Origin of the sequence: Micromonospora polyrhachis (genome assembly GCF_014203835.1) — a bacterium.
GTDB classification, from domain to species: Bacteria; Actinomycetota; Actinomycetes; order Mycobacteriales; family Micromonosporaceae; genus Micromonospora_H; species Micromonospora_H polyrhachis.
This window is the reverse complement of the sequence record NZ_JACHJW010000001.1, coordinates 6011140-6036076: the sequence shown is the minus strand read 5'-3', so window position 1 is coordinate 6036076 and position 24937 is coordinate 6011140. Positions and strand designations below refer to the sequence as shown.

General features: G+C 69.6%; 24 protein-coding genes and 1 riboswitch. Of the genes, 13 read left to right on the top strand and 11 right to left on the bottom strand.

Translation table 11 applies throughout. The annotated features are described in order from the left end of the window. Window positions 1-4 precede the first annotated feature (4 nt). The 5 genes from pnuC to rpe all read right to left on the bottom strand — a co-directional run bounded on the left by pnuC (window position 5) and on the right by rpe (window position 4568). Complete coding sequence (gene pnuC / locus FHR38_RS26810; RefSeq protein ID WP_184537415.1) at window positions 5-706, bottom strand: nicotinamide riboside transporter PnuC; 702 nt, start codon at window positions 704-706, stop codon at window positions 5-7. Next, window positions 703-1299, bottom strand: coding sequence for a riboflavin synthase (locus FHR38_RS26805; protein WP_184537413.1), 597 nt, complete (start codon window positions 1297-1299; stop codon window positions 703-705). Before FHR38_RS26805 ends, pnuC begins: the two co-directional genes overlap by 4 nt. Window positions 1300-1302: 3 nt before the next feature. Then, the gene (gene ribD / locus FHR38_RS26800) at window positions 1303-2364 is read right to left on the bottom strand and encodes a bifunctional diaminohydroxyphosphoribosylaminopyrimidine deaminase/5-amino-6-(5-phosphoribosylamino)uracil reductase RibD (protein ID WP_184537411.1); all 1062 of its coding nucleotides are present in this window, start codon (window positions 2362-2364) and stop codon (window positions 1303-1305) included. Between the two features lie 164 nt (window positions 2365-2528). Next, window positions 2529-2702: riboswitch (FMN riboswitch) on the bottom strand. Between the two features lie 226 nt (window positions 2703-2928). Beyond that, entirely contained in the window at window positions 2929-3885 is a 957-nt protein-coding gene (locus FHR38_RS26795) for a GGDEF domain-containing response regulator (protein WP_184537409.1), read from the bottom strand. Window positions 3886-3887: 2 nt separating this feature from the next. Further along, window positions 3888-4568: a ribulose-phosphate 3-epimerase gene (gene rpe / locus FHR38_RS26790; RefSeq protein WP_184537408.1), complete on the bottom strand. Its 681-nt coding sequence runs from the start codon at window positions 4566-4568 to the stop codon at window positions 3888-3890. 288 nt (window positions 4569-4856) lie between these two features. On the opposite strand from rpe, the gene FHR38_RS26785 reads away from it, so the two are divergent. From FHR38_RS26785 to FHR38_RS26735, 11 genes are all read left to right on the top strand, one after another. Then, window positions 4857-6059, top strand: coding sequence for a dipeptidase (locus tag FHR38_RS26785; RefSeq protein WP_184537406.1), 1203 nt, complete (start codon window positions 4857-4859; stop codon window positions 6057-6059). Next, the gene (locus FHR38_RS26780) at window positions 6056-7684 is read left to right on the top strand and encodes an ABC transporter substrate-binding protein (RefSeq protein WP_312882423.1); all 1629 of its coding nucleotides are present in this window, start codon (window positions 6056-6058) and stop codon (window positions 7682-7684) included. Before FHR38_RS26785 ends, FHR38_RS26780 begins: the two co-directional genes overlap by 4 nt. Before the next feature lie 30 nt (window positions 7685-7714). Further along, window positions 7715-8668 carry an ABC transporter permease gene (locus tag FHR38_RS26775; RefSeq protein WP_184537404.1) on the top strand — a complete coding sequence of 318 codons (954 nt, stop codon included), beginning with the start codon at window positions 7715-7717 and terminating at the stop codon, window positions 8666-8668. 169 nt (window positions 8669-8837) lie between these two features. Further along, window positions 8838-9719, top strand: a complete 882-nt coding sequence (locus FHR38_RS26770) for an ABC transporter permease (RefSeq protein ID WP_312882422.1) — start codon at window positions 8838-8840, stop codon at window positions 9717-9719. Window positions 9720-9722: 3 nt separating this feature from the next. After that, the gene (locus tag FHR38_RS26765; protein WP_184537402.1) at window positions 9723-10904 is read left to right on the top strand and encodes a M24 family metallopeptidase; all 1182 of its coding nucleotides are present in this window, start codon (window positions 9723-9725) and stop codon (window positions 10902-10904) included. After that, window positions 10901-11737: an alpha/beta fold hydrolase gene (locus tag FHR38_RS26760; RefSeq protein WP_184537400.1), complete on the top strand. Its 837-nt coding sequence runs from the start codon at window positions 10901-10903 to the stop codon at window positions 11735-11737. Before FHR38_RS26765 ends, FHR38_RS26760 begins: the two co-directional genes overlap by 4 nt. Then, window positions 11734-12717, top strand: coding sequence for an ABC transporter ATP-binding protein (locus tag FHR38_RS26755; protein ID WP_184537398.1), 984 nt, complete (start codon window positions 11734-11736; stop codon window positions 12715-12717). Before FHR38_RS26760 ends, FHR38_RS26755 begins: the two co-directional genes overlap by 4 nt. Beyond that, window positions 12701-13690, top strand: a complete 990-nt coding sequence (locus FHR38_RS26750; protein ID WP_184537396.1) for an ABC transporter ATP-binding protein — start codon at window positions 12701-12703, stop codon at window positions 13688-13690. Before FHR38_RS26755 ends, FHR38_RS26750 begins: the two co-directional genes overlap by 17 nt. Window positions 13691-13756: 66 nt before the next feature. After that, on the top strand, window positions 13757-14959 hold the full coding sequence (locus FHR38_RS26745; RefSeq protein ID WP_221449202.1) for a dipeptidase: 1203 nt from the start codon (window positions 13757-13759) through the stop codon (window positions 14957-14959). Between the two features lie 100 nt (window positions 14960-15059). Continuing rightward, window positions 15060-15788 (top strand): GntR family transcriptional regulator, encoded by a 729-nt coding sequence (locus FHR38_RS26740; RefSeq protein WP_184537394.1) that lies wholly within the window; start codon window positions 15060-15062, stop codon window positions 15786-15788. A 248-nt stretch (window positions 15789-16036) separates the two neighbouring features. Further along, complete coding sequence (locus tag FHR38_RS26735; RefSeq protein ID WP_184540515.1) at window positions 16037-16264, top strand: hypothetical protein; 228 nt, start codon at window positions 16037-16039, stop codon at window positions 16262-16264. On the opposite strand, the gene FHR38_RS33650 is transcribed toward FHR38_RS26735, so the two are convergent. Then, window positions 16189-16515 carry a transposase gene (locus FHR38_RS33650; RefSeq protein WP_376771437.1) on the bottom strand — a complete coding sequence of 109 codons (327 nt, stop codon included), beginning with the start codon at window positions 16513-16515 and terminating at the stop codon, window positions 16189-16191. The two genes, FHR38_RS26735 and FHR38_RS33650, sit on opposite strands and share 76 nt — an antisense overlap. A 167-nt stretch (window positions 16516-16682) precedes the next feature. Here FHR38_RS33650 and FHR38_RS26725 point away from each other — a divergent pair, with 167 nt between their 5' ends. Then, window positions 16683-17633 (top strand): septum formation family protein, encoded by a 951-nt coding sequence (locus tag FHR38_RS26725; RefSeq protein WP_246446755.1) that lies wholly within the window; start codon window positions 16683-16685, stop codon window positions 17631-17633. 97 nt (window positions 17634-17730) lie between these two features. Beyond that, complete coding sequence (locus FHR38_RS26720; RefSeq protein WP_184537390.1) at window positions 17731-18621, top strand: septum formation family protein; 891 nt, start codon at window positions 17731-17733, stop codon at window positions 18619-18621. 77 nt (window positions 18622-18698) lie between these two features. Here FHR38_RS26720 and FHR38_RS26715 read toward each other — a convergent pair whose 3' ends face one another. From FHR38_RS26715 to FHR38_RS26695, 5 genes are all read right to left on the bottom strand, one after another. Beyond that, window positions 18699-20168, bottom strand: a complete 1470-nt coding sequence (locus tag FHR38_RS26715) for an RsmB/NOP family class I SAM-dependent RNA methyltransferase (RefSeq protein WP_376771436.1) — start codon at window positions 20166-20168, stop codon at window positions 18699-18701. After that, entirely contained in the window at window positions 20165-21091 is a 927-nt protein-coding gene (gene fmt, locus FHR38_RS26710; protein ID WP_184537388.1) for a methionyl-tRNA formyltransferase, read from the bottom strand. The genes FHR38_RS26715 and fmt overlap by 4 nt, the downstream gene beginning before the upstream one ends. Window positions 21092-21096: 5 nt before the next feature. Further along, a complete protein-coding gene (def, locus tag FHR38_RS26705) occupies window positions 21097-21657 on the bottom strand; it encodes a peptide deformylase (RefSeq protein ID WP_184537386.1) in 561 nt (186 codons plus the stop codon). Between the two features lie 106 nt (window positions 21658-21763). Continuing rightward, entirely contained in the window at window positions 21764-22747 is a 984-nt protein-coding gene (locus tag FHR38_RS26700) for an AAA family ATPase (protein ID WP_184537384.1), read from the bottom strand. 122 nt (window positions 22748-22869) lie between these two features. After that, window positions 22870-24888 carry a primosomal protein N' gene (locus FHR38_RS26695; RefSeq protein WP_312882421.1) on the bottom strand — a complete coding sequence of 673 codons (2019 nt, stop codon included), beginning with the start codon at window positions 24886-24888 and terminating at the stop codon, window positions 22870-22872. Window positions 24889-24937 lie beyond the last annotated feature (49 nt).

The window sequence follows — 24937 nt, the reverse complement described above, 5'->3', positions numbered from 1 at the left end:
ATTCTCACGCGACTGCCTCCGCGTAACTCGGCACGGCTGGACTGGACACCCGCTGCGATGCGCGCGAGGTCCGCAGCCAGCTGACAAAGCCCCATCCACAGAAGAGGCCGTAGACGGCGTACATGACGGCCGAGGGATAGAACCCGCCGGCCAGCAGAAGTGGAACGCCGACGGCGTCGACCGCGATCCAGATCAGCCAGAACTCCACCCAGCCCCGGGCCATGCCGTAGGTGGCGAGCATGCTGCCGACGAAGATCCACGCGTCTGGCAGCGGGCCCCACGAGCCGAGGGCCTGCAGGATCGGGTACGCCAGCACGGTGGTCAGCACGGCGACGCCAAGCATGGCGAGCCGTTCCCGGCCGGTGGCCCAGCGGGGGGCCACCGCCCCTCCCTGAGCTGCCGAGCCTGCGCGTCTGGTCCGCGCCCAACTCCACCAGCCGTAGGCGCTGACCGCGAAGAAGACGATCTGCCGGCCAGCCTGCCCGTAGAGGTCGAGGGCCTGCGGGGTGGCGAACATTCCGCCGAGGAAGACGGTGAGCAGCAGCGCGTTGCCGAACATCCCGACCGGCCAGGCCCAGACCACCCGGCGGATGCCGAGCAGCGCCGAGGCCAGACCGAACCCGTTGCCGACGATCTCACGCCAGAGCACGGTCGTACCGGCCACCTCCAGGTGGGCGTCGAGCAGCCAGTGCAGCGGGCCGGTCACCGCCGGTCGCCCAGCAGCCGCTCGACGTACTTCGCGAGCACATCGACCTCCAGGTTGACCGGGTCACCGACCTGCTTGTGACCGAGGGTGGTGAGCTTGAGCGTGGTCGGGATCAGCCCGACGGAGAAGCTGTCGTCGGTGACCTCCGTGACGGTCAACGACACCCCGTCGACGGTGATCGAGCCCTTCTCCACCACGTACCGGGCGATCTCCGTTGGCAACGCGAACCGGACCGTCTCCCACTGCTCGGCCGGCTCCCGGGACAGGATCTCCCCTACCCCGTCGACGTGGCCCTGCACCAAATGCCCACCCAGCCGGCTGCCCAGGGTCGCGGCCCGTTCCAGGTTGACCGGGTCGTCGGGCCGCAGCACCCCCAGCGACGAGCGGCGCAGTGTCTCGCCCATCACGTCGGCGGTGAAGACCCCGTCGGCAGAGTCGACCACGGTCAGGCAGACGCCGTTGACCGCGATCGAGTCGCCGTGCCGGGCGTCGGAGGTGACCACCGGTCCGCGTACGGCGAGCAGGACGGAGTCCGCTCCGGTGTCGGTCAGCCGGACGACGGTGCCAAGTTCCTCGATGATGCCGGTGAACATGTCTCAGCCTTCCCTCTTGCGGGGCAGCGCGGTGATCCGCAGGTCCGGACCGACCCGGGTGATGTCGACGAAGTCCAGGTCGATGGCGTCGGTGATGGTGTGCACCCCGGCGTCGGCCAGCGCCGTGGGGCCGGCACCGAGAAGCTTCGGCGCGACGTACCCGACGATCTTGTCGATCAGGCCGGCGGCGAGGAACGCGCCGGCCAGCGTCGGACCACCCTCCAGCAGTACCGCCCGCGCGCCGCGCTGGTAGAGCACGGCGAGCAACGCCGGCAGGTCCACCCGGCCGTCGGAAGTGGCACCGACCTCGGCGGCGGTGGCGATCCAGGTCCGGGCGGCGGCGTCGCGGACCCGGGCGTCGGCCGGGGTGTTGCCCTTGCTGTCCACCACCACCCGCAGCGGCTGCCGGATGGCCAGGGTGCCGTCCCGCAGGTTGCGGGCGGTGAGCCGGGGATTGTCGGCGAGTACGGTGCCCGATCCGACGATCACCGCGTCGACGGTGCCGCGCAGGGCATGCACGTCGATCCGGGCCGCCTCGGAGGTGATCCACATGCTGGTGCCGTCGGTGGCCGCCGAGCGTCCGTCGGCGGTGGCGGCGTACTTCCAGATGACGTACGGCCACTCCCGCCGTACAGCGGTCAGCCAGGCGAGGTTGCCGGCCTCGGCCTCGGCGGCGTGTACTCCGGAGACGACGTCTACGCCGGCGGCGCGCAATGTCCCGGTTCCGCCCCCGGCGACCGGGTTGGGGTCGGTGACGCCGATCGCCACCGTGGCCACGCCGGCCCGGATCAGCGCCCGAGTGCACGGGCCGGTACGGCCGGTATGGTCGCAGGGCTCCATGGTGACCACGGCGGTGCCGCCCTTGGCCCGGTCCCCGGCCTGGGCCAGGGCGACGATCTCGGCGTGCGGGCCACCGGCGTAGGCGTGGAAACCCTCCCCGACGATCTCCCCAGCGGCGTCCAGAATGACGCAGCCGACGACGGGGTTGGGACTGGTGGTGCCCAGACCTCGGGCAGCCAGCTCGATCGCTCGACGCATCGCCTTGTCGGTGGAGACGCTCGGCATCGCCGGCCCTGCTTTCTCGCTCGCCTGTCGGGCGCGCGGGCGGGGCAACGGAGACAGGGCGCGGCTGTCCAGCCACGCGGCGATGGGCCCACCCGGGTACGGCACAGCCGACCCCGGGAACCGACCCGGCATGCCGTCACCGGCCCAGGTCGGGGCCCTCCGCCCTGCGCTGTCTCCCATCCGGACTGTCTGAGCATGGGCGGGTGCCCGCACTCAACCGTCGGCCCTGGGTTCTCACCAGGTCCACCGGGCGGCAGAGCCGTCCGGGTCGCGGGCTTACCACGGTCAGACCGTGGATCACCGCCGGTTCGGAATTACACCGAGTCCCGCCAGCGCATGGTGGGTACGGTGTGAGTCTTGCACGGAATCCGCAGCGCGTCGTCATTCGGGCGAGCTAGTTCACAGTCTGACGGTCCGCCAGCGAGTGCCTACCGCGCTCAGCCGGCTGCCCGCCCCCCGGGCAGCCGCCAGCACAGCCTCAAGCCGGCTGCCCGCCCCCCGGGCAGCCGCCAGCACAGCCTCAAGCCGGCCGCACGCCGCCGGCCAGCCCCCGCCGCCACTGCCTCAGCCCGCGGCGCGCCGCCGATCGACGGCCACGTACGACCCGGGCTGCCGCTTGGCCAGGCTCTTCATCTCGGAGGCCACCGCGATCGCGTCCATCGGGTTGGTGAACCGGCGCTCGACGACCGACATCGACACCCCGATCGACAGGGTCACCAGGTTGGCCCGCTGGACGTTGCCCCGCCGGTCCTGTAGCTCGACGTAGCCGCGGCCCCGGTCCTGGGGGTCGTAGAGATCGTCGGCGGCCTTTTCGAAGTCGACCACCGCCCGCTCGGTGATCGGGCGCACCTGGTCGGGGGCGCAGACGATGACGAAGTCGTCGCCGCCGATGTGGCCGAGGAAGGCGGGCGGGAGCCCGACCGCGACCACCGCCCGGTGCAGACTGCGGGCGAGCGCGGCGATGAACTCGTCGCCCCGGCTGAAGCCGTACCGGTCGTTGACGCTCTTGAACCGGTCGATGTCAACGTAGCCGACGGCGTAGTCGACGCCGCTGCGTATTCGGTCGGTGATCTCCCGGCGGACCCGGCTGTTGCCGGGTAGGCCGGTCAGTGGGGAGACCTCGCGGAACTCCTTGTTGCGGCGCAGCGTCGAGCTGACCCGGGCGATGAGTTCGGCGGTGTCGAACGGCTTGATCACATAATCGTCGGCGCCGGCGGTGAGGCCGTGGACCTTGTCCACGGTCATTCCCTTGGCGGTCAGCATGATCACTGGTAGGGCGGTGGTCAACGGATTGGCCCGGAGCCGGCGGGTCAGTTCCAGGCCGTCGATCCGCGGCATCATCAGGTCGACGATGGCCAGGTCGGGCCGGCGCTGCTCGACCAGTTCAAGGGCTTCCTGGCCGTCGCTGGCACGTACGACGTCGAAGCCGTGCAGCTCAAGATTGAACTCGACGAACCGGGCGATGTCCTCGTCGTCGTCGACGACCAGGATGAGATCACGCTGATCCTCGGCCGGTTCCACCCTCAGTCCTGCCGTATGGCCCGCTCGGCGAGCCCTCGCAGGTGGCGTACCGCCTCGGCGGGGTCTGCCGCGCCGTAGACCGCGGTGCCGGCGACGAAGGCGTCCGCCCCGGCGGCGGCGGCCTGTTCGATGGTGTCGGCGGCGATCCCGCCGTCGACTTCGATCCGCAGTTCGAGGTGGCCGGCGTCGACATGCCGACGGGCGGCCCGGACCTTGTCCAGCAGTTCGGGGATGAACGCCTGCCCGCCGAAGCCGGCCTTGATGGTCATGATCAGGAGCGTGTCGAAGCTGGGCAGCAGTTCGAGGTACGGCTCGATCGGGGTGTCCCGATCAATCGCCAGCCCGGCCTTCGCCCCGGCCGCCCGCAGATCCCTGGCCAGGGCCACCGGGTTGTCGCACGCCTCGGCGTGGAAGGTGACGTTGTAGGCACCCGCCTCGGCGTACCCGGGGGCCCACCGGCGCGGATCCTCGATCATCAGGTGTACGTCGAAGGGCAACGTCGTAGCGGCGAGCAGGCTCCGCACCACCGGCAGGCCGATGGTCAGGTTGGGCACGAAGTGGTTGTCCATCACGTCGACGTGCAGCCAGTCGGCCGCGGACTCGACCACCTTGACCTCGTCGGCGAGATGGGCGAAGTCGGCGGAGAGAATGCTGGGCGCGACGATGGGCACTGGTGCGGTCACGGCGACAGTGTACGAACGCCACCGGTTCGTTCCGCACCGCCCGTCGACGGCTCCCAGGACGGCCAACGAGTATCCACCGCTGGTCAGGCCCAGGGAACCCACCTTCCAACATGTGGAACAAGCCTCACCGGTCGCGCATTTGGCCTGGTCAACGCACTTCCCCCGACGTTTGTAACGTTCATGTTTCGCCTCTTCCCCCGACCGCGACAGGTCGCATAGCGTGCCCCGCAACACCGAGAGGTCAGACCTCCATCCTCTGACCTTTGACGACTGATGGGGTGAGCGGCGTTGCAGGAAACCGCAGGTGGGTACCGCGGCTACCGGTCCTTCGACTATCTGGAGCCGCACCGGGACTACAAGGTCTTCGAGCTGGCCCCGGAGATCGGCCGGGTGCCGGAGCACGACCTCGGGTTGACCGACGGCCAGCAGGAGCGGGTGGCTCGGCTGCTGCGTGAGCAGATGGCCATCTCACTGCACGAACACCCGAAGATCCTGCCGGCCGATGTGTCGCAGCTACGCGACTACAACCGCACCGGCCGCAACTCGTTCGGCTTCGAGGGCCTGGCCCGCTCCGGCATGACCGCCGTCTTCGACAACTTCATGAACGGCACCGGCTGTGTGACCAGCGAGCACGCCTGGAAGTGGGACGACGTCATCTACGACATCGGGCTGCGCTTCGCCGATGTCGCCAAGCAGGACCACGTGGTCGTGGCCACCACCCTGGAACAGATCTTCGAGGCCAAGCGCAACGGCCAGCTCGCCCTGGTGGCCGGCCTGGAGGCGGCCACGATGATCGAGAACGAACTCGATCGCATCGACATCCTTTACGGCTTCGGCGTACGCCAGATGGGCATCGCGTACAGCCAGGCCAACATGCTCGGCTCCGGGCTCTCCGAGGACCGCGACGGCGGGCTGACCCACTTCGGGCGGCGCGCGGTGGACCGGATGAACAAGCTCGGCATCGCCATCGACATCTCGCACTCCGGCGATCAGACCTCGCTGGACGTGATCGAGGCGAGTCGGGTACCGGTGTTCATCACCCACGCCGGTGCCCGCTCGGTCTGGAACACCCCTCGGATGAAGCCGGACGAGGTGATCCGGGCCTGCGCCGAACGGGGCGGTGTGATCGGCATCGAGGCCGCACCGCACACCACCCTCTCGGCGGACCACCCGCACCACTCCATCGAGTCGGTGATGGACCACTTCACGTACTGCGTGGAGTTGGTCGGCATCGACCACGTGGCGTTCGGCCCGGACACCAACTTCGGTGACCACGTCGGACTCCACGACAGCTTCACCCAGCACCTGGCGATCGGGAAGGCCCACGGCGTGGTGGACCACCCCCGGGTGCCGTACGTCTCCGGCATGGAAAACCCCGCGGAGTGCTTCAGCAACATCGTCGGGTGGCTGGTCGCGCACGACTACTCCGATGACGAGATCGCCAAGGTCATCGGCGGCAACATCATCCGGGTTCTTCAGGAGGTTTGGTGAAAAACATAGTCAAGGGCCGGTGGCGGGTTGCCGTCGCGCTCGGCGCGGTGGCCGCGCTGGGCCTCTCCGGTTGCAGCCTCAACGAGGACAACGCGTCGTCCGGTAGCGGTTCGGGTAACGGCTCCGTGCTGCGCATCGGCACCACCACCGACGTCAGCAACTTTAACCCCTTGCAGTCGCTGAGCAAGACCGACTCGTGGATCCTCAACGCGATGTACCCGCACCTGCTGCGGATCGACGAGAACGCCAAGAAGGCGCCGGAGCTGGCGAAGGAATACAAGTACGAGGACGGCGGCAAGACCGCGGTCTTCACCCTGCGCGACGACTTCAAGTGGACCGACGGCAAGCCGGTGGTCGCCGAGGACGTCAAGTTCAGCGCTGAAATGATCATGAAGTACAAGCTCGGCAACGTCGCGGCCAAGCTGACCTGGGTCGAGTCGATCGAGGCCCCGGACGCCACGACGGTGAAGTTCAAGCTGTCGCAGCCGTACGCGCCGTTCGCCGAGGGCGTCGGTTTCTGGATGTCGATCGTGCCGAAGCACGTCTTCGAGTCCGCCGGCGACCTGTCCAAGTTCCCCAACGACTCCAACTGGGTCGGTGCCGGGCCGTTCGTGCTGGACAGCATGACCAAGGGGCAGCGCTACGTCATGAAGCGCAACGAGAACTACCCGCTGGCCCCGGGCGGCAAGGCGGCGGTGAGCCAGGTCGAGTACCGGGTCTACCCGGACGTCAACACGATGATGCTGGCGCTGCGCAACGGTGACATCGACATGATGGGCACGCCGGTGCCGGTGTCGGCGGCGAAGACCTTCGAGAACGACTCGAAGATCAAGCTGGAGAAGGTCGGCGCGCTCGGTTTCGCGCACCTGACCTACAACATGAACAACAAGCACCTGGCCAAGCAGGAGGTGCGGCAGGCGCTGTCGATGTCGGTCGACACCAAGGCGATCATCTCCTCGGTGCTCCAGGGCGACGCCCAGCAGATGGCCGGCCCGATCTCGCCGATCTTCGCCGACTACGACAACACCGAGATCCAGCCGTACGCGTACGACCCGGATGGCGCGAAGGCCAAGCTGACCGCGGCGGGCTACCGGGACGGCAACGGCGACGGCTTCTTCGACGGCCTCACCATCGGCGTGGCCTGCGACCAGTCCAACGCCAACATCACCCGGGTGGTGCAACTCTTCCGCGAGAGCGCGGCCAAGGCCGGCATCAAGCTGGAGAACCAGTGCGTGGAGCGGAACACCTTCCTGACCCGCACCAAGAACGGTGAGTACGACATCGACGCCACCCAGTGGGGCGTGTTCGACAACCCGATGGACCAGCTGCGTAGCACCTACCTGTCCAGCAACCCGGGTGGCATCAACTACAACCTGCTCAAGTCCGACGAGATGGACAAGCTGATCAACGACGCGGCCGGCACCACCGACCCGGAGGCGTTCAAGGTCAAGATCAAGAACATCGACAAGGTCGTGCACGAGCAGGCGTACCTGACCCCGCTGTACGTGGAGAACTTCCAGTTCGCCTACAACGCCAGCAAGTTCACCGGCTTCGTCGCGTCGCCGTCGGACCTGCTCGGCATGGTCACCGCGTACTCGCTGGCCCAGGTCACCCCGGTCAAGTAACCCAACCAAAAGGGAAAGGAGGGGTCCCCCGTGGTGCGTTTCGTGCTCAGCCGGGCACTGAAGGCCGTCCTGACCGTGTGGATCGCGATCACTTCGACCTTCTTCCTGCTCCGGCTCCTGCCGGGGGACCCCACGACCCTGATGGTCGAAGGGGACATGACGCCGGAGATGCAGGCGGCACTGCTCAAGACGTACGGCCTGGACCGTCCACTGTGGGAGCAGTACGTGTCGTACCTGCGGGAGCTGCTCCAGGGCAACCTGGGCATCTCCTTCCGGCAACTCCAGCCGGTCACCGACATCATCCTCGACCGGCTGCCCTGGACATTGCTGCTCGCCGGCACGGCGTTCATCCTCACCATCGCCGTCGGCATTCCGATCGGCGTGACCGCCGCGGTCAACCGCGGCAAGCTGATGGACCGGCTACTCCAGGGCTTCGGCATCAGCGCCAACGCGCTCTTCGTACCCAGCGTCGCCATCCTGCTGCTGGTCTTCTTCGGGGCCCAGCTCGGCTGGTTCCCGATCGGTGGGGCGATCGACCCGGACACCCGGGGCGCGGCGGCCTACCTGAGCCTCGCCCACCATCTGGTGCTGCCGGTGCTGTCACTGGTGCTGGTGCAACTCGGCCCGTACGCGTTGACCCTGCGCACCAACATGATCGAGGTCCTCGGTGAGGACTACATCCGGGCCGCCCAGGCCCGTGGTCTCTCGGCCCGACGCCGGGTCTGGAAGCACGGTCTGCGCAACGCGATCCTGCCGGCACTGACCCTGATGGGTCTACAACTGGGCACCCTGGTCGGCGGCGCGGTGCTCACCGAGACCGTCTTCGCCTACCCCGGCGTCGGCCGGCTGATCTACGAGGCGGTCGGCCAGCAGGACTACCCGGTGATCCAGGGGGCGTTCATCATGCTCGCCGTCACCGTGGTGATCGCCAACGCGCTGACCGACATGCTCTACGCGGTCCTCAACCCCAGGATCCGCCTGTGAGCGCGAGGAGTGAACGAGCGCAGCGAGTGAGCCCCGCAGTCGCGAACCCAGTCAGCACCGTGAGCGCGAGGAGTGAACGAGCGCAGCGAGTGAGCCCCGCAGTCGCGAACCCAAAAAACACTGTGAGCGCTGTCCTGTTCGCCACCACCATCAACGAAGGGAGGGTGCCGTGAGCGCCCCTGTGCTGACCGAGCAGTCGGTACCGCCGGTCGTTCCAACCGCCACCAGGCGATCCTGGTACGCCTACCTGCGCCAACCCTCCGCAGCATTGTCCGTACTGGTGCTGGTCGTGATGGTGGTGATGGCGGTCTTCGCACCGCTGATCGCCGACGAGCCCGCGGGCGCCGGCCCGGACGTGCTGCAGTCTCCGTCGGGAGCGCACTGGTTCGGTACCGACGACCTCGGGCAGGACATCTTCGCCCAGGTGGTCTGGGGCACCCGGACCAGTCTGGTGATCGGGCTGGCCGCTTCGCTGATCGCGATCGTGCTGGGCACCGCGATCGGGTTGGCCGCAGCCTACTTCCGCCCGATCGACGCGGTCGCCACCGTCATCACCGACGTGATGCTGGCGTTGCCCACCCTGCCGCTGATGATCATGCTGGCGGCGGTGGTCAGCCCCAGCGTCGTCACCCTGACCATCATCATCGGCCTCTTCGCCTGGCCCGAGGTGGCCCGACTGATCCGGTCACAGGGCCTGGTGATCAGCGCGATGCCCTACATCGACGGGGCCCGGGTGCTCGGTGCCTCCGGGTGGCGGATCGTCACCCGGGAGATCCTGCCGGCGGTCGTCTCCTTGATGATCGTCAGTGTGCTGCTCACCGCCTCGCGGGCGGTGATCTCCGAGGCTGGCCTGAGCTTCCTCGGTCTCGGCGACCCCGACGCCTGGTCCTGGGGCCGCATCCTGCTCAACGCCCAGCGCAGCGGCACCATCGCGATCGCCTGGTGGCAGACGCTCTTCCCGTCGCTGGCGATCCTGCTGCTGGTGCTCGCGGCGACCCTCGCCGGTATGCGGTTCAACGACACCCGTGACCCTCGCCGGAACGGAGGCTGACCCATGCGACTGCCCGAGAGCTTCTACACCAGTGTCCGTAGCCGGCTCGACGCGGCATTGGACGAACGTGGACTGGACGGTTTCCTGGCCACCTCCCCCGCCGACGTCGCCTTCCTCAGTGGCTTCTTCTACATCGCCACCGAGCGACCGGTCTACCTGTGGATGCCTCGTGCGGGCGATCCGCTGCTGGTCATCCCCCGCCTCGACGAGGAGTACGCCGCCCAGCAGGGCGTCACGGTGCCGACGGTCAGCTACTTCGAGTACCCGGGCGTGGTCAGCGCCGAGGAGACACTGGCCGCCGCACTGTCCCGCCCCGGCGGGCCGGGCCGGCGCATCGGGGTGAGCGCTGGGCTGTCGGTCGGCGCGTACCGGGCACTGTCCCGGGCCATCGCCGGGACCGAACTGGAGACCACCGACGCGGTCGCCAAGCTGCGGCTGTGCAAGTTCCCCGAGGAGATCCCGTTCCACGAGGCGGCGGCCCGCATCTGTGACGAGATGCTGGCCGCCGGCCGGGCGCTGATCGAGGAGGCGCTGGCCAGCGGCGGGCCACTGCCCCGCGAGGACGAGATAGCCCGGCACGTCATCGGGTACGGCACCGACCAGATGTACGCCAACTACGACCTGGTCGTCTACACCACCAAGCTGGCCGGTGGACTGGTCTACGCCGGGCCGAACTCGGCCCTGCCGCACGGGTTGCCGACCCGGCGACGCATCCAGCCGGGCGACACCCTGATCCTCTCCCTCGGTGCGGCGGTGGCCAGCCGGTTCGTGGAGAGCGAACGCACCTTCGTCGTCGGCGAGCCCACCGCCGAGCAGGTGCGCTACTACGAGGCCGACCGCCAGGCGCAGGAGGTGGGCACCCAGGCCATGCTGGCCGGTCGGACCTGCACCGAGGTCAACAAGATCTGCCTGGACGTGCTGCGCGAGCACGGGCTGGGCGACTACATCCGGCACCGGCAGGGGCACGGCATCGGGATACAGGGGCACGAGCCGCCCTGGGTCGAGGACGGCGACGACACCGTACTCGCCCCCGGGATGCTGCTCTCCAGCGAGCCCGGTGTCTACGTCCCCGGCCACGCCGGCTACCGCATCTCCGACACGGTCCTGGTGCAGGAGTCCGGGCCACGTCGGCTCACCGGCTACCCGCGCGATCTGGAATCCAACGTCATTCAGGGGGTCCGATGAAAATCAACGGCGCAGAACTGGTCGTCGAGGCGTTCGGCCCGGAGGACGGGCCAGCCATGATCGTGCATCACGGTGCACCCGGGCTGGGCTCCCGCAACGAGCCGAAGCGCAGCTTCGGACCGTTCTCCGACCGGATGCGGGTCATCGTCTTCGACGCCCGGGGCTCCGGCGAGTCCAGCGACGACGAGCCGTTCACCCACGAGCAGTGGGTGGCCGACGTGGACGCCATCCGGGAGCACTTCGGCTACGAGAAGATCGTCATGGCCGGCGGCTCGTACGGCGGGTTCATCGCCCTGGAGTACGCCATCGCCCACCCGGACCGGGTCTCCGCGCTGGTGCTGCGGGACACCGCGGCGGACACCTCACACGACTACCTGGCGGTCGAGCGGGCCCGCAACACCGACCGCTCGGTGATCCCGGAGTGGGTCATCGAGCGGATCGGCACCGGCCGGTTCGAGAGCAACGAACAGTTGCGGGAGTACTGGCGGGCGATCCTGCCGCTCTACGACCACCAGCACGACCCGGCCAAGGACGAGGCGAAGTTGGCCGCCACCCGGTTCCACTACCGCACGCACAACGCGGCCTTCGGGCAGAACATGCCCAGGTACGACCTGAAGCCGAAGCTGCCGTCGATCACCTGCCCGACCCTGGTCACCGTGGGCCGGCACGACTGGCGTACCCCGGTGGCGGCCTCGCAGGTCATCGCGGACCTGATCCCCCACGGTGAGCTGGTGGTCTTCGAGAAGTCCGGCCACTCGCCGCAGTTGGAGGAGCCCGAACTGTTCCAGCAGGTGGTGCGCGACTTCCTCGGCAGAGCCGGAGTGCTGCGATGAGCCTGTTGGAGATCACTGACCTGCGGGTCGCGTTCCCCGGCCCGCTCGGGCCGGTCAACGCGGTCAACGGGGTGTCGCTCCAGGTCGACACCGGACAGACCCTGGCCATCCTCGGCGAGTCCGGCTCCGGCAAGAGCGTCACCGCGCAGGCGGTGATGGGCATCCTCGACGCGCCACCGGCCCGGATCAGCGGCTCGGTCCAGCTGCGTGGCCGGGAACTGCTCACCCTGCCACGCAAGCAGCGCGACCGGATCAGCGGCGAAGAGATCGGCATGGTCTTCCAGGACGCGATGGCCGCGCTCAACCCGGTCTTCACCGTCGGGCACCAGATCATGGAGGTGCTGCGGGTCCGCCGGGGCATGTCCAAGGCCGACGCCCGCCGCCGCGCCATCGAACTGGTCGACCGGGTACGCATCCCGGCCGCCAAGGACCGGATCCGCGACTACCCACACCAGTTCTCGGGTGGGATGCGCCAGCGCATCATGATCGCGCTGGCCATCTCCCTGGAACCCGACCTGCTGATCGCCGACGAGCCCACCACCGCGCTGGACGTGACCGTGCAGGCGCAGGTGATGGAACTACTCGCCGAGATCCAGCGGGACAGCGGCATGGGCCTGCTGCTGATCACCCACGACCTGGGTGTGGTGGCCGAGGTCGCCGACGACGTGGCGGTGATGTACGCCGGACGGCTCGTCGAACGCGGCACGGTCGAGCAGATCTTCGCCGGCCCGGCCCACCCGTACACCGAGGGCCTGCTCGCCTCGATGCCTCGGGTGGACCGGCGCGACGAGGAGCTCTACGCCATCCCGGGTGCCCCGCCCAACCCGGCCCGGCTTCCCACCGGCTGCCCGTTCCACCTGCGTTGTCCCCGGGTCACCGACGAGTGTCGGGCGACCCTACCGCTGCTCCAGACGCTCCCCGCCGACCGGGCGAGCGCCTGCCACCACCACGAGGAGGTGCTCGGTGCCACCCAGCGATAACGTGGTGCTACGGGTCGAGAACCTGGTCAAGCACTTCCCGGTCAAGGGGCGGATCCCCTTCACCTCGGGCGGAGTGGTGAAGGCCGTCGACGGGATCTCATTCGACCTGCGTCGCGGCGAGACGCTCGGCGTGGTGGGCGAGTCCGGCTGCGGCAAGAGCACCCTGGCCCGGATGCTGGTCGGGCTGGAGCAGCCCACCTCCGGCGAGGTGCGCTTCGGCGAGTCGGTGGTGCACAGGGCCAGGGGCCGGGAACTGCGGGCGCTGCGCCGACGGATCCAGATCGTGTTGCAGGACCCGTACACCTCGCTGAACCCACGGCGCACGATCCGGGAGATCCTGCTCCAGCCCTTCGAGATCCACCCCGACGTGCTCGACCGGCGGAGTCGGGTGGAGCGGATCAAGGAACTGCTGGACCTGGTCGGCCTCGACGCGAGCCTGCACCTGGACCGCTATCCGCACCAGTTCTCCGGCGGTCAGCGGCAGCGCATCGGCATCGCCCGCGCGTTGGCCCTGCAACCGGACGTGATCGTCTGCGACGAGCCGGTCTCCGCGTTGGACGTCTCGGTCCAGGCCCAGGTGGTCAACCTGCTGGAACGGCTCCAGGAGGAGTTGGGCGTGGCGTACGTCTTCATCGCCCACGACCTCTCCGTGGTGCGGCACATCTCCGACCGGGTGGCCGTGATGTACCTCGGCAAGCTGGTCGAGACCGGCCCGGAGCAGGGGCTGTACGACGCGCCCCGGCACCCGTACACGAAGGCTCTGCTCTCGGCGGTGCCGGTGCCCGACCCGGTCGAGCGGGCGGGCCGGCAACGGATCCTGCTGGCCGGCGATCCGCCCAGCCCGGTGAACCCGCCCTCGGGCTGCCGGTTCCGGACCCGCTGCTGGCAGGCGACCGAGACCTGCGCCACCACCGAACCAGCGCTGGCTGACGACAACCATCCGGTCGCCTGCCACTATCCGCTGGCCGCGTAGCGGCCGGCCCGTCCCATCTGGCCGCCTCGCGACGACCCGGCGGCAGCCCATTAAGGAGAATCTGTCTTGCTGCAGCAACCCGCCCCCCGGTACCAGGGCCACAAGTCCTATTCGTACCTGGAGCCGCACACGGACTACCGGGTCTTTCCGCTGGCGCAGGAGGTCGGCCGGGTGCCCGAGCACGACCTGGGCCTGTCCGACGGGCAGCGGGAGCGGGTGACCCGGCTGCTCACCGAGCACATCGCGATCTCGCTGCACGAGCATCCGGTGGTCCTGCCCGAGGACGTCTCGCGGTTGCGCGAATACAACCGGACCGCCCGGCAGCGCACCGGCTACGAAGGTCTGTCCCGCTCCGGTCTGACCGCCGTGTTCGACAACTTCATGGCCGGTGCCTCCTGTGTGACCAGCGAGAACGGCTGGAAGTGGAACGACCTCATCTACGCCCTCGGGATGCGGATGAGCGACATCTACCAGCAGGACTACGTCACGCTGGCCACCTCGCTGGCCGACATCCACGCCGCCAAGCGGGACGGACGGCTGGCCCTGGTGGCCGGGCTGGAGTGCAGCAGCCCGATCGAGAACGAACTGGACCGGATCGACATCCTGTACGGCTTCGGCGTACGGCAGCTCGGCATCGCGTACAGCCAGGCCAACATGCTCGGTGGTGGCCTCTCCGAGCGGCACGACGGTGGGCTGACCCACTTCGGCAGGCGTGCGGTGGACCGGATGAACAAGCTCGGCATCGCCATCGACATCTCGCACTCGGGTGACCAGACCTGCCTGGACGTGATCGAAGCCAGCCGGGTGCCGGTCTTCATCACCCACGCCGGTGCCCGGTCGGTGTGGGACACCTCGCGGATGAAGCCGGACGAGGTGATCCGGGCCTGCGCCGAACGCGGTGGCGTGATCGGCATCGAGGCCGCCCCGCACACCACACTGTCGGCCGAACACCCGCACCACTCCCTGGAGTCGGTGATGGACCACTTCGCGTACTGCGTGGATCTGGTCGGTATCGACCACGTCACCTTCGGGCCGGACACGATGTTCGGTGACCACGTCGGAGTGCACAACACGTACGCCGGCAACTACGCCCACGACGCGGGCAACCGGCCGGAACATCCCCGGGTGGAGTACGTGTCCGGTGTGGAGAATCCGGGCGAGGCGTTCGGCAACATTGTCGGCTGGCTGGTAAAGCACGACTACTCCGACGACGAGATCGCCAAGGTCATCGGCGGCAACACCATCCGGGTGCTCGAACAGGTCTGGTGAGTAGGGGCCGGCGGGGTGGCGTAGTCGACGCTCCGGCCGGCACGCTACTACACTCCGTAGGCCGCCAGCGGCGGCATCGGGCGTGAAGAGGTGAAGGTGGATGGCGCGGCGGGAAACCACGTTGCAGGCCGCACAGGGCCGGCTACGGGTGCTCATCGACAGCGAGTTCCAGCCGGGCGACAAGCTGCCCAACGAACGGGATCTGGCCGAGCAACTCGAGGTCAGCCGGGCCACCGTCCGTGAGGTCCTCGGGCAGCTCGCCGCCGAAGGGGTGGTCACCCGCACCTGGGGCATCGGGACGTTCGTGCACGACACGGCGGCCCGGGTGCCGGTCTCCATCGGTGACGTGGTCGCCCTGCGGGACCGGATCACCGCCTCCGGCCATCGGCCAGCGCTGCACGACGCCTCGGTCACCCGGACCGGCTGCCCCGCCGACTGCGCCGAGGTGCTCGGCCTGCCCCCCGGTGCGCCGGTGTGGCAGGTCGACCGCCTCTTCGCGGTGGACGAGGTGGCCGCCGCGTGGATCCGCGACCACCTGCCGCTCAGCGTCGACGGACTGGACCTGGACCCGTCCGGGCTGGTCAGCATCGATCTGGACCTGTTCGAGTTCCTGGCCAACGCGACCGGCATGCCGATCCGCCGCGCCGAGATCGAACTCTCCGCCGTACTGGCCGAGGGGGAAGCGGTGGACCGGCTGGGGGTGCCGGTCGGCCATCCGCTGGTCAGTGCCACCCAGGTCGGTTACAGCCCGCAGGGAGCCGCGCTCTTCCACGGTCACATCACCGTACGGACCGACGTACTGACCCTGAAGATCACCCGGGGCGGCTAGGTTCTGTCTCGCGGATCATGAATCTCGTTCATCTCATGAATCTCGTTCGGCGGACCGTTCGTGGCACGAGACGATCTGACGAATCGGGAGTGGGCTGTGCTGGCACCATTGCTGCCAGCACAGCCTGACCGTGGCGACCAATGGCGAGACCATCGCACATTTGGCCCCGAAACACAGTGCTCGGCCGCCGTCACATGGCGCTCACCTGAAACCATGTAGCCCCGAACCGATGTGGAGGTGCACGGAAAATGGGAGACCTCGACAGAATCCTCGCGGCGCAAGACAACCGATGGAAGAACGACCCCGTAGGCTGGGCCCACGAGTTGGGACTCCTGATCCGACGTGGCGAGATCGTCACCAAGGACGGTACCGTCGTCGGCCACCTGACCACGATGGAGGACTACGACCCAGCACGCCACGGCCAGTGGCTGTACATCGACGAAACCGCAGGCCGTGAAGGGCCCAAGGGCCTGTGAGCTGGGGCGTTGCGCGCTTGAGGCAGCGTCGCGGTCATGGCCTTCCCAACTGATCTACCTTGGCGAGTGCACGCGATCGGGGCGTCGACCTGGGCGTTCCAGTCACGCCATGGTGAACCGGTGCGTTTCACCCAGCAGACCTCGTTGACGACCTGCCGATGGTCTCGCCATTGGTCGCCACGGTCAGGCTGTGCTGGCAGCAATGGTGCCAGCACAGCCCACTCCCGATTCGTCAGATCGTCTCGTGCCACGAACGGTCCGCCGAACGAGATTCATGAGACGAACGAGATTCATGATCCGCGGACAGAACCCAGCCGCTTCGGCAGGACGGCCCGTCGGGGCAACCGGAGCACGACGGCTGCGGGGCAACCAGTCAGCGGGAAGCCAGAGATCACCACGTATGCTGCTCCGCGCGGCGATGGGCGGAACGATGCCAGCCCGGATCACCACGGAGGGCGTACGAATGCGGCGACGGCTGACCCTGGGAGCGCTCGGTGTCGTAACGGCGCTGACACTGACCGGCTGCGGAAGCAACCCGGCCGGCGTCGACGGCAACCTGACCGACGACTGGGCCGCCATCGGCGAGCCGACGGTGTTCGTTCCGCAGCCCGGCACCTGCCATCCCACGGTCACGAGAGTCGAGGGCACCGTCCACAGCTACCATGTGGTCGACTGCGCGCAGTTGCACTCGGCGGAAACCACGCACGTGGGTACCTTCGTCGGTGAGGACGCCGAGCGGGTCACCCCGCCACCGAGCGGTTCACCGAGCAGGCACACGGCCTGGCGGGAGTGTGATTCCCGAACCACCGAACGACTCGGCGGTGAATGGCGTGCGGCTCGGCTGAACCTGTCCCTCGTTCTGCCGTCGCCACAGGCGTGGACCGGCGGTGCCCGGTGGTTCCGCTGCGAGGTGAGCGAGACCTACAAGCTTGACACTGATCTTATCCCGGTACCGCGTACCGGCAGCCTGAAAGGGATCCTGGGCAAAAAATCCGACCTTCAGCACGGCTGCTTCAATCCCAAGCTCGCGGGGGACATCATCCAAGAAATGGTCAAGGTCCCCTGCACCACCCCGCACCACAGTGAGTTCGTTGGCATCTACACCGCACCGGACACATCGTTCGAAATGCTGAACCAGAACTCGGAACTTCTCCATGCGGGTTGCCGAAGCGTCGTCGCGTCCTATGTCCAGGTGCCCGACGACCGTCGACTGATCTACCGCACCGGGACTATCACCTATCCCCCAACCCGAATTTCCTGGGATTCCGGCAACCGCGGGGTGCGCTGCTTCCTGTGGCTGGAGAAGCGAACCGTAACCCGGACGCTGAAGGGCACCGGCAGTAACGGCCTACCCGTCACCACCGGTTGAAGAACTGGGCGGGCTGAGAATGACCTCTCCCGGCTCACCTACGATTTACCCGTGCTCGGTCGGATACCGGCCGTCAGTTCCCTAGGAGGACGTACAGATGCGACGGTGGTTGACCCTGGGAGCGCTGGGCGCGGTAGCGGCGCTGGCGCTGACCGGCTGCGCAAACCCGGGCGGGGTCGATGGTGACCTGACCGACGACTGGGCCGCCATCGGCGAGGCCAAGATCTTCACGCCCGAGGGCGGCACGTGCCACCTGGACTTCACGGAGGTCGGCTACCGGAGTGCGTACAACCCGGTCGACTGCGGGCAGTCGCACCGGATGGAGACCCTCCACCTCGGCACGTTCACCGGCGAGGACGCCGCCCGGACCAGCCCGCCGCCGAGCGACTCGCCGAGCATGCGTACCGCCCGTAAGGAGTGTGACACCAAGGTGGCCGAGGTGCTCGGCGGCGACTGGCGCAGCGCCCGCTTGGAACTGGACATCGTGCTCCCGTCCCCGCAGGGCTGGAACGGTGGCGCCCGCTGGTTCCGGTGCGACATGAGCGAGAACAAGAGCCTGGACGACCCGGGCTTCACCCTCCGGTCCAGCAGCCTCAAGGGGGCGCTGAACAGCCCGTCCGACCTGTCGCTCGGCTGCTACAACCCGAAGGTGGTCAAGGACGAGCTGGACAGCATGACGCCGGTGGCCTGCACCGCGAAGCACCGCGCCGAGTTCGTCGGAATCTACCAGGCACCGGACACCAGCTTCGACGCGATGACGAAGGACTCCACCCGTACCCACCGGGAGTGCCTGGGCGTCATCGCGAAGTACGTGGGTGTGCCCAACAACGGCGACATGAAGTACCGTGCCGGCACGATCTACTACCCGCCGAGCGAGGAGAACTGGGAAGCCGGCGAGCGCGGCATCCGGTGCTTCCTCTGGCTCAGCAGCCGGGACATGACGAAGTCGGTGAAGGGCGGCGGCACCAAGGCCCTACCGGTCAACTGAGACCGGCACCAGCACCAGAGAACCAGGTGGGGGCGGCACCCCGTTCCGGGTGCCGCCCCCACCTGTCCGAACCCGAATCAGCCGCGCCGCAGCAGCGCCAGGAACATTGCGTCGGTGCCGTGCCGGTGTGGCCAGAGCTGCACCGTCGGCCCGTCCCCGAGACCCGGCATCCCGGCCGGCAGCAGCGGACGGGCGTCGACGAAGTCGACCGGCACGCCCGACCGCCGGGCCGCCTCGGTGACCGTCACGTGGGTCTCCACGGTGTGCGGCGAGCAGGTCACGTAACCGACCACTCCCCCGGGCCGTACCGCACGAAGCGCGGCACTGAGCAGCTCACGTTGTAGCCGGGTCAGCGGGGGCAGATCGGAGGGTTGCCGCCGCCAGCGCGACTCCGGCCGGCGACGCAGCGAACCGAGACCGGTGCACGGCGCATCGACCAGCACCCGGTCGAAGGTGGCCTCCGGCAGGTCGGGATCACTGCCCACGGAACGGCCATCGGTGGCCAGGACGGTCACCGGCAGCCCACGTACCGCCTGCGAGACCAGCCGGGCCCGGTGCTCGGCCACCTCCACCGCCGTGAGGGTGGCACCGCGCTGCGCGGCGAGGGAGCCGAGCAGCCCTGCCTTGCCCCCCGGCCCGGCGCACAGGTCGAGCCAGCGGGTGTCCGACCCGTCCACCGGTGCCGTGGCAAGAGCGGTGGCCACCAACTGTGAACCCTCGTCCTGCACCTGCGCCCGACCGTCGGTTATCGCGGCCAGGTCACCGGGCGCGCCACCGGAGAGGTAGACCGCGTACGGGGAGAACGCCCCCGGCGCCCCACCCACCTCGTCGGCCAACTCGACCGCGTCGGCCCGCCCCGGCCGGACGCTCAGGTGCACCGGTGGGCGTTCGTTGTCCTCGATCAGCAGCCGGGTGGTCTCGGCCAAATCACCGCCGAGCGCCTCGGCGAACGACCGGACGATCCACTGGGGGTGGCTGTAGGCCAGCGCGAGGTGCCCGATCGGGTCGGTCTCCATCGGCGGAGCCAGCTCGGCGACCCAGGTGTCCAGGTCCTTGGTGGTGATCTCGCGCAGCACCGCGTTGGTGAACCCGGTCGCGCCGGGCGCGACCACGTGCACTAGGTCGACGGTGGAGGAGACCGCCGCGTGGGCGGGCACCCGGGTGTGTAGCAACTGGTAGGCACCCAGTCGCAACGCGTCCCTGGTTGGTGGGTCGATCCGCTCCACCTCCCGGCCGGCCGCCGCCGCCACGATCGCGTCGAGGGTGCCTCGGGCACGCAGTGTGCCGTAGGTCAACTCGGTGGCGAAGGCCGCGTCCCGGCCGTGCAGCCCAAGATCACGCAGGATCGCTGGGAGGACCAGGTTGGCATACGCGTCGTCGCGGTGTACCGCCGCGATCGCCTCGTACGCCGCCTTGCGGGCCAGGTCGACGGTGGGGCGACTGGGCCGCGAGGGTCGTCCGGTGCGGGCCGGGCCCCGCCGCTCGGCGGCGGCTGGTCCCCGGCGGATGCCGGAGTCCCGGTCTGCGGACGACTGCCGTTCGGTCACGTGAACTGTTCCCCTGTCTGTACCCGGACGCCGCGCGCCCAGTCCGTCGCCGGCATGGCCTTCTTGCCCGCCGCCCGCACCTCGCCGAGGACGACCGGTGTGGTGGCCGTGCCGGCCAGCACCTGTTTGCGCTCGACCAGCAGCTCGCCCGGCTTGAGGTCGGGCCCGTCGGTGGCGGGACGGACCGGACCGAGCTTGACGCGGTCGTCGCGGAACGTGGTCCACGCACCGGGGGCAGGCGTGCACGCCCGGATCCGACGGTCCACCGCGAAGGCCGGGTCCGTCCAGCGGACCTGCCCGTCGACGACGGTCAACTTCGGGGCCAGGGAGATTCCGTCGCCGGGCTGCGGCTCGGCGCGGGCGGTGCCGGCCTCGATCGCGTCGAGCACCGCCACCAGCAGGCCCGCCCCGGAGACGGCGAGGCGGTCCAGCAGGTCACCGGAGGTGTCGGTGGGGCGGATCTCGTCGGTCAGCGTGCCGAACACCGGCCCCGTGTCCAGCCCCTGCTCCAACTGGAAGACACTGGCCCCGGTCACCTCGTCACCGTGCAGCACCGCGTGCTGCACGGGCGCGGCTCCCCGCCAGGCCGGCAGGAGCGAGAAGTGCAGGTTGATCCAGCCGTGGGTGGGCAGCTCCAGCGCCACCGGCGGCACCAACGCGCCGTACGCGACCACGGGCACACAGTCCGGGGCGAGCTCCCGCAGCCGGTCGAGGAACTCCGGCTCGCGGGGCCGCTGCGGCGTGAGGACCTCGATGCCCCGCTCGTCGGCCCAGGCTCCCGCCGGTGAGCGCACCAGCCCCCGGCCCCGACCAGCGGGCGCGTCGGGGCGGGTGACCACGGCGACCAGCTCGTGCCCGGAGGCGGCGATGGCGTCCAGGGCGGGTACGGCGACAGCCGGCGTACCGGCGAAGACCAGGCGCATCTACGTCACCGCCCCAGGCCGAAGGGGCTGGCCGGGGCATGCGGGCTGACCTTGACGGTGGGTGGGGCGGCTGGGTCGTACCAGTCCGCCTTCCGGATCTCCTTCATGGCCGCCTTACGACCAGCCTGGTCCAGTCGGTCGAGGAAGAGCACTCCGTCGAGATGGTCGGTCTCGTGCTGTACGCAGCGGGCCATCAGGCCGGTGCCGACGATCTGCATCGGATCGCCGTACGCGTTGAAGCCCTTCGCCACGACGTTCATCCGGCGCTTGGTGTCGAAGTAGAGCCCGGGAATGGAGAGGCAGCCCTCGGGACCGTCCTGCTCCTCCTCGTCGGGGAACTCCAGGACCGGGTTGACCAGGTGTCCGAGCACGTCGTCGACGTCGAAGGTGAAGACCCGTAACCCCACCCCGAGCTGCGGTGCGGCCAGACCGGCACCGCTGCGGTCGCGCATCGTCTCGGTCAGGTCGGCGACCAGCTTGCGCAGCTCGACGTCGAAGTCGACTACCGGCTCAGCCGGCGTACGCAGCACCGGATCTCCGAACAGACGGATGGGCTGGACGGTCACGCGGGGTGGCTCCTTCGTCAGGGCAGTAAAGATTCAGTGCCACACCAGTCTACGGAGTGTCCGACCCCGGCAACCGTGGGCCGAGGGTGACCTCAGCCGAGGATGGTTACGGGGTGACTCCCGCCTCGCTGGCGAGGACGGTGTCGGCCCGGTGCAGCACGTGCGCGGGGATCGGCAGCCGGATGCCGTGCGCCGCCTCCCAGTCGTAGAGGGTGCTCAGCTCGACCTCGGTACGGAAGAAGTCGACCGCGCTGAGACCGGCGACGACCGGCTCGTCCACCTCGGCGGTGAGCCGCGCCGGGATCAGGGTGAACCCGCTGCGCAGGGCGGCGCTGAGCCGCCGATGTCCGTCGACGACGAAGAAGTGCTCCCCGGTGTAGCCGATGCTCAGCGGCTCCAGCGCGGCCTGGCCGGCCTGCTGCACCTGCTCGGCGAAGTCCGACTCCCACGATCCCCGCAGGTTCTCGATCCCCTGGGTGGGGAAGACGCGGCCCGGGTCGAGCAGCAACAGCGGCGGGGAGTCCCGCAGGATCTCCGCACCGAGCGCGCCGGTGAAGGCGGCGATGACGTAGTCCACGACCTCCATCGCCGACGCGCGGGTGGAGTCGCAGATCAGGTCGTAGTTGCGCAGTTTCGCCTTGTCGACGCCGTAGCGGAGGATGAACCGGCCGCGCTCGCTCTCGCTGCGCTCCCGCAGCTTGGTCCGGGCCTCCTCGATCGAGGTGTAGCTCTCCGCCGGGCCGGACGGCCGGGCCAGCACCCGCCGGGCCGCCTCGGTGGGCTCGGTGATCATGTGGACCTTGAGCGCGGAGCTGAAGAAGTGCCAGGCGAGCCGGCTGTCGACGATCAACTGTTCACCGGAGTTGGCAATGTCCTGCTGCAACTGGTCGACGTAGCCGTCCACCGCCTGGTCCAGCTCGGCGTGCAGGTTGAGCTGCAACGCCGTCATCTGCCGCTGCTGGGCCATTTCGCGATAGAGATCGCCGACGCTGATCCGCCGCAGCCCGAGTCGACGCGAAAGCTCGATCGACACCGTGCTCTTGCCGCTGCCCAGGTCACCGTTCAGGACGATCGACTGACGAACGGTCACGACTTACCCACCCCTGATCACCGGCTGGTTGACGTCAATCGACTCACTGCCAGATTAACGCGGTCTCTGTTCCGCCGCGCCGCGAGGGGCGTCCGGCATGACGGACGATGCTAGCACGCTGCTCAAAAGAGGCTGAGCGGATCGACCTGGACTCGGACCGGCTGGCTGGCCCGCCGAGCGGTCCGCACCCCGGCCGCCGCGTGCAGTGCCTCGGCGAGCAGAGCGGCCCGGGAGCGCGGCACCCGGACCAGCATCCGTTCCTGTTCCGCCTCGGCGGGCACCGGCCCCAACACCTCCGCCTCTGCGGGCAGCCGGGCGGCGGCGAGCAGGTCGGCGACCGCCTCCGGTACGCCGGTCAGGCTGGCCATCCGGACGGCCGGCGGGAAGCCGAGTTCTCGCCGTTCGGCCAACTCCCGGGCGGCGAACCAGGCCGGGTCCCAGCGCAGCAACGCCTGCACGGGGACCAACCCGCCGTCGGCGACCACCACCACCCGACCGCCGGCCGAGGCGGGTCGGGCCAGGGCCGCGGCGGTCAGCCAGCGCCGCAGGGCCTCTTCCCCGGCGCGTAGGTCGGCCCGGGTCAGCAGGGCCCACGAGTCGAGCAGCAGCACTGCACCGAACCCGCCCTCGGCGACCGGTTCGGCCCCCGGGGTGGAGATCACCAGACCGGCACCGCCGGGTACCCGGTGGAGCACCTCGTCCCGCCCGGAGGTCCGTACCGGAATGTCGGGGAACGCCCGCCCCAGTTCCTCGGCGGTACGGCGGGCGCCGACCACGGCGGCGCGCAACCGGCGTCCGGCGCAGTGCGGGCAGGCGTAGGCGGCGGCGACCCGGCCACACCAGCGACAGGCGGGGGCGGCCCCAGCCGAGCGCAGGGCCAGCGGCCCCGCGCAGTGTGGGCACCGGGCCGGGGCGCGGCAGTCGGCGCAGGCCACCGAGGGCAGGTAACCGCGTCGGGGTACCTGCACCAGCACCGGTGTGTCGGCGCGCAACGCCCCCCGGGCCGCTTCCCAGGCCAGGCTGGGCAGTCGCGCCGTGGCTGCCGCCGGGTCGCGGGCCAGTTGCGGATCGTCGCCGGTCGGGGTCACCAGCGGGGTACGTCGGCGCACCGTCGCCCGGTCCGCGACGACCTCCTTGGCCCAGCCGGTCTCCACCAGCAGTTGCGCCTCGGCGGTACGGGTGTGCCCGGCCACCAGCACCGCCGTCGCGCCGAGCTGGGCCCGGGTGAGCAGCACCTCCCGGGCGTGCGGATAGGGAGCGCGGGGCTCGGCGTGCAGGTCGTCCCCGTCGTCCCAGATCGCGACCAGGCCCAGCTGGTGCACTGGCGCGAACATCGCCGCCCGGGTGCCGATCACCACCGGTACGGTGCCGCGTCGGGCGGCCAGGAATGCGCGGTACCGCTTGGCCGGTCCGAGCGCGGCCGAGAGGGCCACGTGCCGTCCCGCGCCCAGGGTGCTGGTCACGGCGGTGTCCAGTCGGTCGAGGTCGCGGGCGTCGGCGACCACCACGAGCGCACCCCGCCCGCCGTGTACGGTCGCCGCGACCGCCTCCGCGATCCGGGCGGCCCAGTCCTCGCCGGCCAACGCCGACCACACGGCGCGGGGGGTCCGGCCGTTGGCCAGGGCCCGCAGGAAGCCCGGCCCGGCCGGATAGTCCCGCCAGCCGCCCAGGTCAGCGTCCGCGCTGCTGGTCCCGGCCGAACCGGCATCCGCGCTGCTGGTCCCGGCTGATACGGGACCGGCCGCGCTGGTGGTTCCGGCCGAACCGGCGTCCGTATCGGTGCTCCCGGCGGAGGCGGGGTCGTCGGTTGCGTCCGGGGCCGGTTCCCGTTCGACCCGGGCGTGTCGGGGCGGGACGGCCAGGCGCAGCACGTCGGCGAGGTGGCCCGCGTAGCGGTCGGCGACGGCCCGGGCCAGCCGGGCGACCTCCGGAGTCAGGACGGGCTCGGGCGAGACCAGCCGTTCCAGGAACATCAGTCGCCCGTCGTGCGCCGAGGACTCGGCCCGCTCCAGCAGCCAGCCGTCGACCAGTTGACCGGCGAAGCGGACCCGTACCCGGGTGCCGGGCTGCGCCGTCTCGGCCAGCTCGGCCGGCACCAGGTAGTCGAAGGGACGATCCAGGTGGGCCAGTGGCACGTCCACGCAGACACGAGCGACCGGCAGCCCTTCGGCGGGCTGCCGGTCGCCGCGC

Coding starts and splice junctions, on each gene's coding strand:
- FHR38_RS26765 (WP_184537402.1), top strand. CDS start 9,723: ATGCGACTGCCCGAGAGCTTCTACACCAGTGTCCGTAGCCGGCTCGAC.
- FHR38_RS26735 (WP_184540515.1), top strand. CDS start 16,037: ATGGGAGACCTCGACAGAATCCTCGCGGCGCAAGACAACCGATGGAAG.
- ribD (WP_184537411.1), bottom strand. CDS start 2,364: ATGCCGAGCGTCTCCACCGACAAGGCGATGCGTCGAGCGATCGAGCTG.
- FHR38_RS26725 (WP_246446755.1), top strand. CDS start 16,683: ATGGGCGGAACGATGCCAGCCCGGATCACCACGGAGGGCGTACGAATG.
- FHR38_RS26760 (WP_184537400.1), top strand. CDS start 10,901: ATGAAAATCAACGGCGCAGAACTGGTCGTCGAGGCGTTCGGCCCGGAG.
- FHR38_RS26755 (WP_184537398.1), top strand. CDS start 11,734: ATGAGCCTGTTGGAGATCACTGACCTGCGGGTCGCGTTCCCCGGCCCG.
- FHR38_RS26740 (WP_184537394.1), top strand. CDS start 15,060: ATGGCGCGGCGGGAAACCACGTTGCAGGCCGCACAGGGCCGGCTACGG.
- FHR38_RS26720 (WP_184537390.1), top strand. CDS start 17,731: ATGCGACGGTGGTTGACCCTGGGAGCGCTGGGCGCGGTAGCGGCGCTG.
- fmt (WP_184537388.1), bottom strand. CDS start 21,091: ATGCGCCTGGTCTTCGCCGGTACGCCGGCTGTCGCCGTACCCGCCCTG.
- FHR38_RS26805 (WP_184537413.1), bottom strand. CDS start 1,299: ATGTTCACCGGCATCATCGAGGAACTTGGCACCGTCGTCCGGCTGACC.